General features: G+C 35.9%; 8 protein-coding genes. 1 reads left to right on the forward strand and 7 read right to left on the reverse strand.

From position 1 onward, the window contains the following. Positions 1 to 9: 9 nt before the first annotated feature. The 6 genes from B0M43_RS19855 to B0M43_RS24810 form a co-directional block, all read right to left on the reverse strand. Positions 10 to 3,042 carry a TonB-dependent receptor gene (locus B0M43_RS19855; protein ID WP_078007891.1) on the reverse strand — a complete coding sequence of 1,011 codons (3,033 nt, stop codon included), beginning with the start codon at positions 3,040 to 3,042 and terminating at the stop codon, positions 10 to 12. A gap of 45 nt (positions 3,043 to 3,087) precedes the next feature. Next, entirely contained in the window at positions 3,088 to 4,485 is a 1,398-nt protein-coding gene (locus B0M43_RS19860) for a hypothetical protein (RefSeq protein ID WP_065448976.1), read from the reverse strand. Between the two features lie 821 nt (positions 4,486 to 5,306). Further along, positions 5,307 to 9,347 carry a hybrid sensor histidine kinase/response regulator transcription factor gene (locus B0M43_RS19865; protein ID WP_078008029.1) on the reverse strand — a complete coding sequence of 1,347 codons (4,041 nt, stop codon included), beginning with the start codon at positions 9,345 to 9,347 and terminating at the stop codon, positions 5,307 to 5,309. Positions 9,348 to 9,742: 395 nt separating this feature from the next. Further along, a complete protein-coding gene (locus B0M43_RS19870; RefSeq protein ID WP_078007893.1) occupies positions 9,743 to 12,298 on the reverse strand; it encodes an adenosylcobalamin-dependent ribonucleoside-diphosphate reductase in 2,556 nt (851 codons plus the stop codon). A 402-nt stretch (positions 12,299 to 12,700) separates the two neighbouring features. Then, complete coding sequence (locus tag B0M43_RS19875) at positions 12,701 to 13,888, reverse strand: MFS transporter (RefSeq protein WP_078007894.1); 1,188 nt, start codon at positions 13,886 to 13,888, stop codon at positions 12,701 to 12,703. Continuing rightward, entirely contained in the window at positions 13,875 to 13,997 is a 123-nt protein-coding gene (locus B0M43_RS24810; protein WP_256370408.1) for a hypothetical protein, read from the reverse strand. Before B0M43_RS24810 ends, B0M43_RS19875 begins: the two co-directional genes overlap by 14 nt. A 92-nt stretch (positions 13,998 to 14,089) precedes the next feature. Here B0M43_RS24810 and B0M43_RS19880 point away from each other — a divergent pair, with 92 nt between their 5' ends. Next, positions 14,090 to 14,488 (forward strand): helix-turn-helix domain-containing protein, encoded by a 399-nt coding sequence (locus tag B0M43_RS19880; protein WP_065448979.1) that lies wholly within the window; start codon positions 14,090 to 14,092, stop codon positions 14,486 to 14,488. A 93-nt stretch (positions 14,489 to 14,581) separates the two neighbouring features. Here the strand turns inward: B0M43_RS19880 and B0M43_RS19885 are convergent, their stop codons facing one another. After that, positions 14,582 to 15,484, reverse strand: coding sequence for a carbohydrate kinase family protein (locus B0M43_RS19885; protein ID WP_078007895.1), 903 nt, complete (start codon positions 15,482 to 15,484; stop codon positions 14,582 to 14,584). Between the last annotated feature and the right edge of the window lie 22 nt (positions 15,485 to 15,506).

Genomic DNA, 15,506 nt, shown 5'->3' on the forward strand with positions numbered 1-15,506 from the left:
CGTTTTTTATTAAAATGCTACATTAAGACCCATCAAAATAGTCGGCTGAACAGGATAGTTCCATCCTCCAAAACCTGATCCTTTTACTCTGTCGCCTTTGTCAGGATCTCCTCCTGCAACTTCAGGATCAACACCATCGTATTTGGTCCATGTCCATAAATTTTGTCCTGATAATGAGATTCTCAATTTATCTAAACCAAACTTGTTGTAGAATGAATATCCAACCTGAAGGTTTTTCATACGTACAAACGAACCATCTTCAACATATAAAGAAGAGAATTTGGTAAAGTTTTCGTTGTTATCATCTTTAGACAAACGAGGAACACGGTTTGAAGTTCCTTCACCATGCCATGCCATTTGGTCTAATCCGCTTACTTTGTTGGTTAAACTTGCACCATTGTATAAATCCGAAATGTTTTCGTTTACGATTTCATTTCCAATACTTGAATAAAAATTGGCTACTAAATCAAATTGTTTGTAAGCAAAATTCAAATTCAGACCTACATTATAATCTGCCCAAGGCGAACCAATTTTTGTACGGTCTTTTTCGTCTATTTTTCCGTCACCGTTTACATCTTTAAAACGAACATCTCCTACCTGAGCGTATGGTTGTAATTTTGTTCCGTGCTCGTCTGTATGCGAATTCAATTGTGTTTGGTTTTGGAATAATCCGTCAGCCACATATCCGTAGAAAAATCCAGGTTCTTCACCTTTTATCGTTAAGGTTCTGTTTCCTGCTCCGTAAAGTTTTTCTCCTTCAGATGATAATGAAAGCATTTCTATGTTTACTGTTGTAAAAGTGACATCAACTCCATAAGAGAAATCACCTTTTTTATCTTTATAAGAAAGCAATAAATCAATACCGCTTGATTGCATAGAACCTACATTTGACCAGATTCTTGAATTATCAGGGAAACCACTGTACGTTGGAAATTGTTTCAGGAACAACATATCCTTGGTTTTCTTTTGATAATATTCTAAAGATCCTGATAGTTTGTTTTTCCATAATCCGAAATCAAGTCCAAAACTCATATCTTCTACAGTTTCCCATTTAATGTCTTTATTCGCCATAGATGATGGGAAAGAAGTATCGCCCACTACATCGCCAATAGGATAAAATCCTTGTCCAATGTTGGATTGATAAACTGCTGTTGGCAATCCCTGATTTCCTACTTTACCCCAACCGGCTCTAAATCTTAAATCGCTTAAAACATCTTTTGTAGACTCCATAAATCCTTCATTAAGAATTCTCCATGAAACAGATGCCGACGGGAAATTAGCCCATTTATTATTAGTCATGAATTTAGAAGAACCATCACGTCTGAATGTTCCTGTAAAATAATATTTACTGTCATAATTGTATGAGAAACGAGAAATATAAGACATCAAAGAACTTGACCAGCTGTTACCACCGCTATTACGGTTTTTGGTTGCGGCATTTAATTCTCTCATGGCATCAGTATTGTTAGGAACTCCTTCTCCGTATCCCCAAAGATCTTTACCATTGTATTCTTCCATAGTATTACCTACCATTAAAGAGAAATTATGCTTTTCTGCAAATGCTCGTGAATAAGTAATAGTATTTTGCCATGTCCAGTCAACATTTGTTGTATTCCATCTTTCGATCGTATTGATCTCTGCTTTTTCGTGTGCAGCATCAATTACGAAATCCGGTGTAAATTTGCTTCTAACTTTATCTCCTACTTCTACAGAAGCCTGAGTACGAATTACTAAACCTTTTATTGGCGTATATTGCAAGTAACCGTTTGTATTTAAGTTGTACTGATCTGTAAAATCATCATAACGTTTTACAGATGCAACAGGATTCCAAACGTATGAAGGAGAACGTGCAAAAATGCTGTATTCGTTTTCTAAACCTGTCAATTGATCTGCTGGTTTATAGACTGGCGTAATAGGATCGATTTTATCAAAATCAGCCCAGTTTCCAGGAGCTCCATAAGTTTCGTAACGAGGATTTAAAGTAATTCCGGCAGAAAATTTATCTGAGAATTTAAAATCGTTATTGATTCTCATCGTGATTCTTTCCCATCCTCCCACTTCATAAATAGATTCTGAGTTATAATAGTTTAAACTAATGGCATAAGTATGTTTATCAGAACCTCCGCTAACTCCCAAAGAAGCGTTTGTTACGGGCGCTCCGGACTTAATTCCAGCTTTCCACCAATCAGTTGTTTTTCCTTGGTATTGAGACGGATTTGGCAAATAATCTGCATAACCTGAGTTGTTGTAGGCTTTGTTCATAATTGTAGCATAACCAACAGCATCTGACATATTATAAGGATTGTTCATCATCTGAATCCCTGAACTCATATCAAAATTGAATCTTGTCTGACCACTTTTACCTTTTTTGGTAGTGATCAAGATAACTCCGTTCGAAGCTCGGGAACCATAAATGGCACTCGCAGAAGCATCTTTTAAAACCTCCATCGATTCGATCTCATTGTTGCTTAAAAAGTTGATGCTTGTTCCCATCGGGATTCCATCTACCACATAAAGCGGATCTGTATTAAGGTTTACCGTAGAAATTCCACGAATTAAAACCCTTGGCTGAGCGCCCGGACCACCCTGACCTGTAACCTGAACTCCGGCAACTTTACCCTGCAAAGATTCTGCAACGTTACCCACAGTCATGGTTTGAAGCTCTTTTCCTTTTATAGAAGAAATCGAACTCGTTACATCGCTCTTTTTTACAGCAGCGTAACCCACCACAACAATCTCGTCAAGAACCTGACTTGATTCTTCAAGAATCACATTTAAAACGGTTTGCTCTCCTACCGAAATAGTTTTATTGGCAAAGCCAATGAACGAAAACTCGATCTGGGCATTTTTATTGGGAACAGAAATCGTAAAATTTCCATCAAAATCTGTAGCAGCTGAACTTGCAGTTCCTTTTACGATTAAGTTTACTCCCGGAATGGGCACATTGCCTTTATCCTTAACGGTTCCTTTTACTGTTATTTGACCAAATGTCGCAGCACTGCACAACATGGTGATAAACAACCATATAAATTTATATTTCATATTAAGATATTTTTTAATTAAATGTTATAGCCAGATGATAAGCTACTATTTTTTAGTAACAAAAAGTCTTTCCAATTCAGTATCCAGCACTACTTTGTAAACTCCCGGAGCAGCCGGATATTTAGCATTTCCGTTTTCTCCCGGCGACATTGTAGCCACCCCGTTTTTGATTAACCTCCATGATGGATTCCACCATTGACCTGTAAAAGTTGCTTCCATAGTTCCTGTCAGCGTATACTCTCCTACTAATTGGTAAGGGTTATTTGGGTTGTTGGCTAAGTGTAATCCTGTTTGAACCCAAGCCGTCCAGGTATCCCAGTCAGCACCTTGAATTCCGGAACCGCAAACACTTACGAAAGGTCTTCTTTTTGCTTCTTCATCATGCCATAATCCGTTGGCTACATCAGCCCAAACTTTACTTGATGGCGTATATTTAGTTGCAGTATATTTTAGAGTATTTGGATTTACTTTGATTACATAATATCCTTTTGTAGGCAAGATAATTGGTGTTGATGCAACGTCATCTGCCAATTCACCTGAAGCATTTAAACCAAAACAATGTGGCGCAAAATCAGATTCCTGACCTAAGAAATAAATTTCTTTATTGTCTTTATCAGCATAATATTTGAATTCGAAATCTTGTCCTTCTTTATTGTGGAAATACATCGGTACCCCAACAGCATCAGTGGTAAGACTCGTTCCTTTTGGCTGATCGCATAAGTAAATGGCAGGATACTCATTTGTAGCTACAACATTTACACTTAGCGTTCCTGTATTAGGAATCGCAAATTTATCTTTTGCCGTAATCGTTAAAACATAATTATCAGCCGTTACCGGTAATGTGTACGTTTTATTGAAAGTATACGATTGTGGTGCTCCTGTTAACTGAACTTTTTCATCAATACCCAATGCAGCACACTGAATCTGAATATAATCAATTCCAGAATCGTCATTAACTACAAAATTCACCGGCATTTGATTGCTTGTCGATAATAAAATAACGGCTCCTTCTTTTGGAGTAATCATGGTGATTGATGGTGCAGCAAATTCTCCGTCAAGACGTAAATTGATATCCTCATCAATTGCATTTCCTGAAACATCGGTAATCGTTAATTTTATTTTGAAAGCTTCAGAGGTTCCTCTATTGGCAGGAACTTCAAAAAAATAACTCAAATCGTATGATTTAAGTAAGGGATCAGTTGCGAAAGCAATGACTTTATCCAGTGATAATTCAGGGATTTGAATTCTCACGCTTTTTAATCCTAAATCGTCAGCCAAAGCGGCTTTAATTTCAAATTTCCTGCTTGGTGCTCCGTAAATTTCCTTTGTCGAAACTGCGACAGTAGGATTGTCAGAACTTGGAAAATCAGATTCGTTATTTTGACATCCTGTAAATAGAACAGCAAAAACAGCAAGAAAAAATAAAAATACATTTTTTTTCATTTGATTTTTAAGGTTAGGTTAGTTAAGTATTGTAAAGTGAAAGTTTAAAATTGTGTAGGCTAATTTTTAAGATTTGCGTTGCTAACTATTTTTATGAGGCAATAAATAGTACAACAAAAAATGGTTATGTGGTTATTTTCATATTTATTGGGTTTGGTTAATTGTTTATAATTAGATAATGTGATAATTTGACCGTAAGAACATGAGATAATTAAAAACTGTGCTGATTTTTTAATTGGCAAATTGAACAACTTCAATAATATTATCTAATTATCTCATTCTCTAATTAACCTTTATTTTACCCCGCAGCTTTTTACTGCGGGTTTGATAAGTAACATGTAAAACCAACTCTTACTATCTTATTTTAAAGAAGGCTCAATTCCTTTAAACAGATCAAAAACTTATCGTAAAATAAACACTTATATTACACACAGTAATTCAACTAACAGATTACTATAAGTGCAAAGAAATGTATAAAACACACTTTTAAGGAGGGGTAAAATGGAAAAAAAAGGAGGTCAAAATTGCAATTAACTATTATTTTGGATTAAAAATTAAGGACTATGAAAAAATAACAGCCTATTTTTGAATTATATGTAATTACCAAATAAAATCATGTTTTACAGCTAAAACGTTTGCGTTTTTAATGCTTACTATTTTGTCATTTCAAAAGAAGGGAAAAATCACACTGGGAACTCGACAAAGTAAACCCACTATTCGTCTTTGCGAGGGAACGAAGCAATCTCTTTCGCTGAATCCAATTAGTGATTTTGGTAAGTGTGGTTCTTCGTTCCTCGCAATGACAAGTTTGAGCTTAAAAATCATTTAATAACATTAAGATCTGAGTTGAAAGAACTCTTGTACTTTTTGATATATTCCGAAGGTGTCATTCCGAAGAGCTTTACAAATTGCTGTCTGAAATATTTAGGATCTTCAAAACCGACTTCTGCACTTGCCTGAGTAATATTAATATCCTCGGTAAGCATTAGCATGGCCGCTCTTCGAATTCTAACCGAACGAATAAAGGCATTTAAAGTCTGGCCGGAAATGATTTTAATTTTCGTGTACAAGGTTCTATGACTCATTCCCATTTCGAGGGCGAAGTTTTTTATCGTAAAATCTCTTTTATGAATATTGGCTTCAACGATATCAATACACTTTTTCAGGATTTCCTGATATTCCTGCGGTACTTTCTGGGTGTTTTCCTTTAGTGTGATACTATCTAAGAAATAGGTACGCAAATTACTGCGGTTTCTTAGTAACGATTCGACACGCGCCACCAGAATATCATCATCAAAAGGTTTGGTGATATAATCATCTGCACCGTCGTTGATTCCCTGCAGATGAGTTTCGGGATTTTTTGATGCTGTTAGTAAAATAACCGGAATATGAGATAAAGCGTCATTCTCCTTTATTTTTCGGCACAATTCCAAACCATCCATTTCTTCCATCGTGATATCGCTAATCACCAGGTCAGGCATGTGTTTTTTGGTTAGTTTTAAACCTTCTTCTCCATTTTCGGCACTGTAAACAATATAGGATTCTGAAAATAGTTTGATCAGATAAGCTCGTATTTCGACATTATCATCAATAATCAAAACCGTACGTTTATCGGTCAGCATGATTTTCTGGAAATCAGTTTCTGAAACGGCAGGATTCGAAACCTGATGTTCCTCACCGTCATCGATAATAAGCTCATCAAATAACTGGCTCCTTTTTGGGATTTCATTCGTAATTTCTACATTATCAAAATGACTGTCTCCTTTAAGGAATGTGAGTTTAAAAGTACTTCCTTTTCCAATTTCACTGGTACAGCTTACGGTTCCTTTGTGTTTGTCGACAAAATATTTAACGATATAAAGTCCAATTCCAAAACCGGTTCCAATGGATACTTTCGATTTTATTTGTTTGAATTTTTCAAAGATCACTTCAATATCTTTGGGTTCGATTCCGTCACCACTATCCGAAATTTCTAAGTAAACCTGCTGATCGTTTTCTGTAAGTTTAAGGTTGATTTCTCCGCCAATTGGTGTGTATTTAAAAGCATTTGACATTAAATTAAACAGCGAAATTTCAATTTTTTCGTAATCACCGATAATCACAATTTCATGATCCGGAATACCAAAATTGTATCGAATACTTTTATCTTTTGCCTGATTGACAAAACATTGATACACTTCATTACAAAGATTATTTACATTAATGGGAGATAATCTGAGTGAATCCGCATCGTTCTCTGCTTTTCTAAAAAGCAACAACTGATCGACCAGACTCAAAAGTCTCCTGGCGTTTCTGTGCGCAATGGCCAAATCACTTCCCGACGAACCATTTTGTACACTTTCTTTCTGCACTGCTTTTTTCAACGGATTTATGATCAGCGAAAGCGGCGTTCTAAATTCGTGCGAAATATAGGTAAACATTGAGGATTGCTTTTCGGCAATTTCCTTTTCTTTCTTGCTTTCCAGTTCAGCAATTTTAACTTTATACTTGAGTTTTTCTTTGTTTTTATTGTATTCCAAATAAGCAAAAATAGCCCCTATACCGGCCAGTATATACAATGCATACGCCCACCATGCTCTGTACCACGGGGGTAAAACTTCTATGGTTATTAAACTTACTTCTTTGTTCCAGCCGCCTTTAAAATTGGTAGTTTTTACTTTAAAAATATATTTTCCTTCGGTCAATCGGGCATAATTGGCTTTTCGGGCTTGACCCACATAATTCCATTGTTCGTCCCAGCCTTCTAAATAATAGGCGTAATTTATTTTGTCAGCATTATTATAATCCAACGCGACAAATTCGAGTGACAATGTCGTTTGATCGTACGGAAGACTTACTTGTTTGATTTTGCCATTCTCCCATTCTAAGTCGTTTTTGCTTTCTTCAATAGGCAAATTGTTGACATAAAAATCAGATAGCAATAAATTGTTTTTTTGATTGAATCCTTTTATGGCTTCGGGAAAAAAGGCATTAAAACCGTTTATTCCTCCAAACAAAAATTCTCCTGTAGATAATTTAAGCCCCGCATTAAAACTAAACTGATTACTCTGCAAACCATCATTTACAGAAAAATTACGGAATGTTTTTCTCTTTTTATCATACCTGCAAATACCATTATACGTACTCATCCAAAGGTTTCCTTCTTTATCTTCAAGCAATCTTAAAACGGTGTTTGAAGGCAAACCATCATCTGTGGTTAATCTTTTAAAAGTATTTGTTTTTCGGTCAAACAGCAATAAACCACCTTCCTGAGTGCCCAACCAAAGGTTTTTATCCTTGTCTTCGTGAATACATCTTACAGGGTGTCCTATCGTAACTTTATTGATTTTATGTGTGTTTTTTTCGATAGAAAATAATGACGTATAATTTCCTGCCCAAAGTTTTCCGTCGATGGTTTCTGTCATGCATTGCAAATTAGTAACCGAGGGATCAAAAAGTGTGAAGCTGTTTTTTACTCTGTCAAGAAAATACAAGGCACCTTCGTTTGTGGCACTTGCCCAGATATTGGCTTTTGAATCTTTGTAAACAAACCAAATATTCTTCTCGATTTGTTTGGTGTAAGGATTGTAACACGTATATGGTGTAACCGAATTTGTTTTTGGATTGATTTTACTTACGCCGCCTGCCCAGCTCGATAGCCAGATTTCGTTGTTGTTGTCACGTACAATTCCGGTAATAAATTTGTTCGGAAGTTTGTTGCTGTAACTGGTATAGGAATTGTTTTTTCTATCCCAATATTTTAAACCTGCACCGTCTGTACCCACCCAAACATTGTTTTTTTCATCTTCACAAAAAGACAAAATAAAATTCTCTACAAGATCTTTTGAGTTGTATTTTATGCTTTTAAAGTATTTGGGTGTATTGCTGAGCATACTTATTCCTCCACGCAAAGAACCAAACCATTTGTTGCCTGATTTATCTTCGTATAAACTCCAAACCGAATTACTTTTGGCAACTTGATTTTCTTTTATCGCATTTGCAGGAATTGCTTTTTTGCTTGTACCAATGACTTTATAAATTCCTGAACCATCTGTGGTAATCCAGATTTCATTTTTTTTATCTAAAAGAAAATCGGTAACGCTGGATTTGCTCGAAAAGTAGTTCTCTGACAACGAACCTGATTTGGTATTAAAGAGAAACAAACCTTCATCAGTTCCTAATAATAAATTGCCGTCTGTAGCCAATTTCATCGCTTTGACTTCCATAGAAAGCGGAAAAGCGACTTTTAAACTTTTTGTTTTATAATTGTAGCTGGCAATACCAACATTTTTAATATATACCCAGGAATGATTGTTTTTTTTGTCATCCTGAATTGCAATCGCATCATAATTATTAACCGTAATTCTGTTTCCCAAAACATTTAGCGGAATGTGTTTACCAACAAAAGAACCGTTTTCGAAAGCAATTAATCCCAGGTTTTGAGAGGCTATTAAAACCAAATCATCAGAAACAGAACGCATCTGGTGAATGATGTCTTTTAATATTTCAGACTTTTTGCCTGATACCGCATATTCTACAGAATGAAATGTGGCTGTGGTTTTGTTGTAAATACAAACGCCGTTTGAGCCACCGACCCAAATATTTTTTCTGGAATCTCCCTCGATATTATAAATCGTATTGAATAAAAGTGATTTTTTATCGTTGATTCGATTACGGAAAACTTTAAAATTGTATCCGTCATAACGATTGAGTCCGTCGTAAGTTCCAAACCACATATAGCCATCACTATCCTGAAAGATAGTGGTGACGGAATTGTTAGACAATCCATCAGAAATATCAAGAAATTTTACAGGATTGTCCTGTGCATAACCCAATGAAGGAAAACCAAATAGCAGTATAAAAAGTGAAACTAAATACTTCAAAATAAAAGGTGTTTTTTTGATTTTGTGTAAATAGTACAATTATAAGCTAAATTTATAAATATATCATAAAAATAGAGTTATAAAAATCACTTATACCTCAGTGTTTATAGGATTTTACCTTGATCTGAATTTTTAATAAAACTATCCCTACGCGAAAAAAAGTTTTTGCCACGAAGGCACTAAGACACTAAGATTTTTAATTGGTTAGCGCTTAAGAAAAGAATGCCAGGAAGTCGCTAAGACACAAAGCTTTCAATCAATTATAGATAATAAAAAAACTTTGCGCCTTAGCGACTTTGTGGCAAAACTTTATAAAAAAACTTTGCGACTTAGCGCCTTCGTGGCAAAAACTTTATAAAAAACTTAGCGTCTTAGCGCCTTCGTGGCAAAGAAAATTAGCCGCATTTAGACGAACCGCAATCACTACAAGTAAGACAGCCTTCCTGATAAATAAGATTATCTGAGTTGCAATTGCTGCATTTTTGTCCACGGACTTCTGTGCCATCTACTATGTAACGTTTCAGGGCACGCGATACACCATTTTTCCAGGTATTTATAGATTCGCTATCCAGTTGTAAACTGCTAATTAAATCTACTACTTTATCAATCGGCATTCCGTGTCTTAGCGTACTTGAGATCAGTTTGGCGTAATTCCAGTATTCGGGATTAAATTTATGCGAAAGTCCCTCGATCGTGGTTTTGTAACCTCTGGTATTTTTATATTGAAAATCGTAGCGGGTATTTCCGTCTTCATTTTTATTTTTAATAATCAATCCTTCAGAAACCCAACGCGGAATCAAGATACCATCTTCGTCATCTACCAAACCGGTAAAGATTTCATAAGGTTTGCCATCCAATAATCCGATAAAGGCAATCCATTTGTCTTTACTGTTTTGAAAACGTACTACATCGGCCTCTAATATTTGCGGACGTTTGGTTGTAAAGGTATTTGCTTGTATTTCTTTGACTTCCTCTTTCTTTTCTGTATTCGAAATTAAAACTCCTGAACGTGAGCCGTCACGATAAACGGTAACGCCTTTACATCCTGCTTCCCAGGCTTCCATATACAGCTTATTCACCATTTCCTCAGGTGTTTCGTTAGGAACATTAATGGTTACTGAAATAGAGTGATCGACCCATTTCTGGATTTTTCCCTGCATTTTTACTTTGTTCAGCCAATCGATATCATTACTGGTTGCTTTGTAATACGGTGATTTTTCTACCAGCACATCAATTTCTTCCTGACTGTAGTTTTTAGAAGTATCATATCCGTTGATCATCATCCATTCTTTGAATCGGTGGTGAAACACCACATATTCTTCCCAACTGTCTCCTAACTCATCTACAAAATCAACTCTGGCATCTTTATCGTTTGGGTTTACTTTTCTTCTTCTTTTATAAACGGGAAGAAAAACTGGCTCAATACCCGATGTAGTCTGCGTCATTAAGCTTGTAGTTCCGGTTGGTGCGATTGTCAATAATGCAATATTACGACGTCCGTGTTTTTGCATTTGGGTATACAGCTCTGCATCGGCTTTTTTTAATCGAAGCAAAAACGGATTATGTTTTTCTCTTTTAGCATCATAAATAGCAAACATTCCGCGTTCTTTAGCCAGATTTACTGATCCGCGGTAAGCTTCAACGGCAAGTGTCTGGTGAATTTTTTCGGCAAACAAAATACCTTCGTCGCTTCCGTAACGTAAACCTAATGCTGCCAGCATATCACCTTCGGCAGTAATTCCAATTCCGGTACGACGACCCTCATTGGCTTTATGTTTGATGTTTAACCAAAGATTTTTCTCTACCATTTTTACCTCTTCGCTTTCCGGATCCTGATTGATTTTTTCTAAAATAACATCAATTTTTTCCAGTTCAAGATCAATGATATCATCCATTATCCTTTGAGCAGCTGCTACGTGTTTTTTGAAAAGTTCAAAATCAAAAGAAGCTTTTTTGGTAAACGGATTTTTTACATAGGAGAACAAATTTATTGCCAATAAACGACAGGAATCATAAGCACAAAGCGGGATTTCGCCACACGGATTTGTTGATAAAGTTTTGTATCCCAAATCAGCATAACAATCCGGCAAGGATTCGTTGATAATAGTATCCCAGAATAAAATCCCAGGTTCTGCTGATTTCCAGGCATTGTGTATGATTTTATCCCAAAGTTCTTTTGCTTTAATTACTTTAGAATATAAAGGTGTATCGCTAAAAATAGGATATTTCTGTTCGTACAGCGCATCGGCTTTTACGGCTTTCATAAATAGATCATCAATTCTCACCGAAACATTGGCACCGGTTACTTTTCCCTGTTCCATTTTAGCATCAATAAAATCAGCGGCATCGGGATGATTTACAGAAACCGAAAGCATCAAAGCACCGCGACGGCCATCCTGCGCTACTTCTCGAGTTGAATTGGAGTAACGCTCCATAAAAGGAACTAATCCTGTAGAGGTCAATGCTGAATTTTTTACTGGAGAACCTTTAGGACGAACATGTGACAAATCATGCCCCACTCCTCCTCTGCGTTTCATTAACTGAACTTGCTCCTGATCTGTTTTCATGATTCCGCCATACGAATCCGAATTGTCACTGCCAATTACAAAACAATTGGACAAGGATGCTACCTGAAACGGATTTCCTATTCCGGTCATCGGACTTCCCTGAGGCACAAGATATTTGAAATCTTTTATGAGATCAAAAATTTCTTGCTCGCTCAGCGGATTTGCATATTTACTCTCAATTCTTGCTATTTCAGACGCGATACGACGGTGCATATCATCGGGAGATTTTTCAAAAATATTACCTTGAGAATCTTTAAGAGCATACTTGCTTACCCAAACAGTTGCAGCAAGACTATCTCCTTTAAAGTAGTCTAAAGAAGCCTGAATTGCTTCGTCCTGAGTGTAAATAATTGTTTGATTTTTTGTAGCTAATAATTCATCCATGATTATGATATTTTGAAGTTTTTTACGAATGGTAAATTTAGAACCAAATAAACTCTAAAAAAAATCAGATTAAAAAAGTTTACAAAAAATAACACTTAATCAATTGAAGATAAATACATTAAAAATTTATAAACATCAGAAAGTTAACAAATAAATACATTTACGACTCACAATTAACACAAAATATGACAAAAATCATTGAATGATAATAATCGCACTAATACGTTAAATAAAAACACAAAGCGATAATTTTTGTTACCTATTTTGAATGATTGATTTTTAATTAAGGGTTTTAACAAGTCATAAACTCATTTTAAAAATAAACGAACTTTATTAACAAAAAACACCCTCAAATAGTAGTTAACTTTTTGAGGGCAATTTCAAATTTAAGTGAAAGGATTTTTATTTATTACTTAACATAATAGGTATTAATATTTTATTCTTCTTCTTTTCTAAAATGCTTCTGCAAACTACCATCAACAAGGATAATATTCCAAACCCCATTCCTGCCCACGGAACATTGCTAATGGTACTTTGAGAAATAATCCAGCCGCCAACAGCTGTACCTAGAAATACTCCCAGATTTCCAAAGGAAGTCGCTAAACTATTCGCAAATTCAAGCGATTTTGGAGCTGCCGAAATCATGTAAGCCGATGCATTTAAGAAACATGGCGCATAAAAAAATCCCCAAATCGCCACTACAATTACAGTTATCCAGAGGCTATCTCCTGAATAAATAAGTATCACTGGAATAATCACAGTTCCGCAAAGAAAAAAGGCAACTGTTTTTGTTATGCTTCTGGTCAGCATTTTTCCCGATAACCAATTAGAAAAAACACCTACAACGCCAAACAAAAGCAAAAGATAGCTAATGGTTTCCATATCTACTTTTCTGGTTTTTATTAAATAATCAGCAAAATAACTGTAAGTTGAAAACCACGATGCAATCATAAAAAAATTCATTGCAGTACTTAAAACAAAGGATTTATCTTTTAGAATTTTAACCTGACTTCCGTATGATTTTTTCTCTGGTATATCTCCGTCTGGCATGATCCTGAAAATTGTAACTAATGCTAATGCACTTACTATGGCCTGTACAAAAAATGAAATCTGCCATGTAAAAACACTTGCCAAATAGGTCGCAAAAGGCACCGTTGTAACCATCGCCAATGCGATTCCGCCAAGAACGATTCCCATCAATTGATTCTCCTGACTTTTCTCTCCGGATGATACTGCTGCTGCAATTGCTGTGGCGATATAAACGGGCTGTAAAAAGGCAGGCAGCATACGAACGATCATCAAAAGCCAAAAAGGTGGAGAAAATGCAGAAATAATTGTCGAAAATAAAAAGACAAAAATGGTAGCAAGCATGATCTTTTTTCTATCAAAACCAGAAAATAGCAAAGTCATAAAGGGTCCCGTAAGTGCAATAACCAATGCAAAAGCACTTAATAAATAAGCCGCTTTATCGATTGTTATTCCGTAATAAAGGGCAATTTGTGGCAAGATTCCGATTATTCCAAATTCTGTCGTTATGATTCCAATCATTCCCAGACAGCCAACATATGCTATTTTTTTATTTAATTTCATTGCTTTCAGAGTTTAGAGATGAATAAATGGCATTTTTGATGGCTTGTCCCTGAATGGGAATTCCTGTAAGTGTTACTGCCATAATAAGCGTAAAAGTGTATTTTAACATGTTGTAATGATTTAGAGTTGCAAAACTACATACAGTACACTAATTTTACAGAGTAAACATCCCAATGTAGGGTACTAACAAAAAAGTAAGTAATGTCTAAAAGAAAGGAAAGTTCTACCAATACAGAAAACAGAAACTATATCACAACCTGCAATCTGACCTATGCTGTTTGTCTTGTAGGCGGTCGATGGAAACTGTTGATACTGTGCAAACTTGAAAAAGGAAAACTTAGATTTGGTGAATTAAGAAACCAAATATGTAATATTACCGAACGCATGCTTACTTTACAATTGCGCGAATTAGAACGTGACGGAATGGTAAAACGTACCGTTTATGCTGAAGTTCCGCCCAGAGTCGAATATGAACTTACCGAAATTAGCCTGAAATTAGTGCCAATCTGGGGCTCAATAAGCAATTGGGGAGCAGAGCATAAAGATACTATGGCGCAAAAAAACGCCACCCAATCAGGAAACTTAACAGAGCAGGAATAAAGCTATATTTGAAATTTATAAAACAAAAAACCACTCCTTTTCGGGAGTGGCTTTTACTTTATTGTTCTTCAAAAACAATTAAAGACTAAATAATTATGAAACTTTAGTCATTAAATTTTCAATTTTAGAATGCGAAATTACGGGATTTGCTCCTGGCGCTTCAGCAACCAAAGCTCCAACCGCACAAGCAAAATCTATAGCTGCCTGAGGTTCTTTTCCGGTAAGCAGCGAAGTAATTAGTGCTGCCAAAAATGAATCGCCTGCTCCTACCGTATCTGCAACTTCAACAGGATAGCCGCTATTATCATAAAGTTTGCCTTCCCACATTAGCAATGCGCCGTGTTTCCCTTTTGTTACGCACATTGCCGTAACATTGGTTTTTTCTGCCACAAAGTGCATATTCTCTTCTAAACCAGTAAAAGGTGAATGCATTGCTTCGGCAATTTCTAATAATTCTTCGTCATTAAACTTTATAAAATTCGCAGAATGCATTAGTTGCTCCAAAATTTCATGCGAGTAATGTGGCTTTCTTAAATTCACATCAAAAACCTTATATACGTTTGTCTGTAACAATTCTTCGAGAGATTTTCTTGAAACTTCGTCTCTGCAAACCAAACTGCCGTAAATTAGCACATCAGCTTCGGCAACTATTTTTTTTGCAAAATCGTTGAGTACAATTTTATCCCAGGCCGATGGATAGGCAATTTCATACGTTGCCGAACCACGCTCGTTTAAGGTAACATTTACCAATCCGGTTGGAAAACTTTCCGACTGCATGATTGCATCCGTTTCAAGTCCCAGATTTTTGACCTGATTGATAATTGCCTCTCCGTCATTATCTTTTCCTACGCAGCTAATCATGGCTACATCACAACCTAATGTTTTCATGCGTAAAGCGACATTAAGAGGTGCTCCGCCAATCTTTTTTTCGTTATCAAAAACATCCCAAAGTACTTCTCCGTAGGCTACAGCTTTAAGGTTTTTTCCGTTATTCATTCTAAAACTATTTTATATTAAT

It is taken from the genome of Flavobacterium sp. KBS0721, from assembly GCF_002007065.3.
Lineage (GTDB): Bacteria > Bacteroidota > Bacteroidia > Flavobacteriales > Flavobacteriaceae > Flavobacterium > Flavobacterium piscis.

Coding starts and splice junctions, on each gene's coding strand:
- B0M43_RS19855 (WP_078007891.1), bottom strand. CDS start 3,042: ATGAAATATAAATTTATATGGTTGTTTATCACCATGTTGTGCAGTGCT.
- B0M43_RS19860 (WP_065448976.1), bottom strand. CDS start 4,485: ATGAAAAAAAATGTATTTTTATTTTTTCTTGCTGTTTTTGCTGTTCTA.
- B0M43_RS19870 (WP_078007893.1), bottom strand. CDS start 12,298: ATGGATGAATTATTAGCTACAAAAAATCAAACAATTATTTACACTCAG.
- B0M43_RS19875 (WP_078007894.1), bottom strand. CDS start 13,888: ATGAAATTAAATAAAAAAATAGCATATGTTGGCTGTCTGGGAATGATT.
- B0M43_RS24810 (WP_256370408.1), bottom strand. CDS start 13,997: ATGTTAAAATACACTTTTACGCTTATTATGGCAGTAACACTTACAGGA.
- B0M43_RS19880 (WP_065448979.1), top strand. CDS start 14,090: ATGTCTAAAAGAAAGGAAAGTTCTACCAATACAGAAAACAGAAACTAT.
- B0M43_RS19885 (WP_078007895.1), bottom strand. CDS start 15,484: ATGAATAACGGAAAAAACCTTAAAGCTGTAGCCTACGGAGAAGTACTT.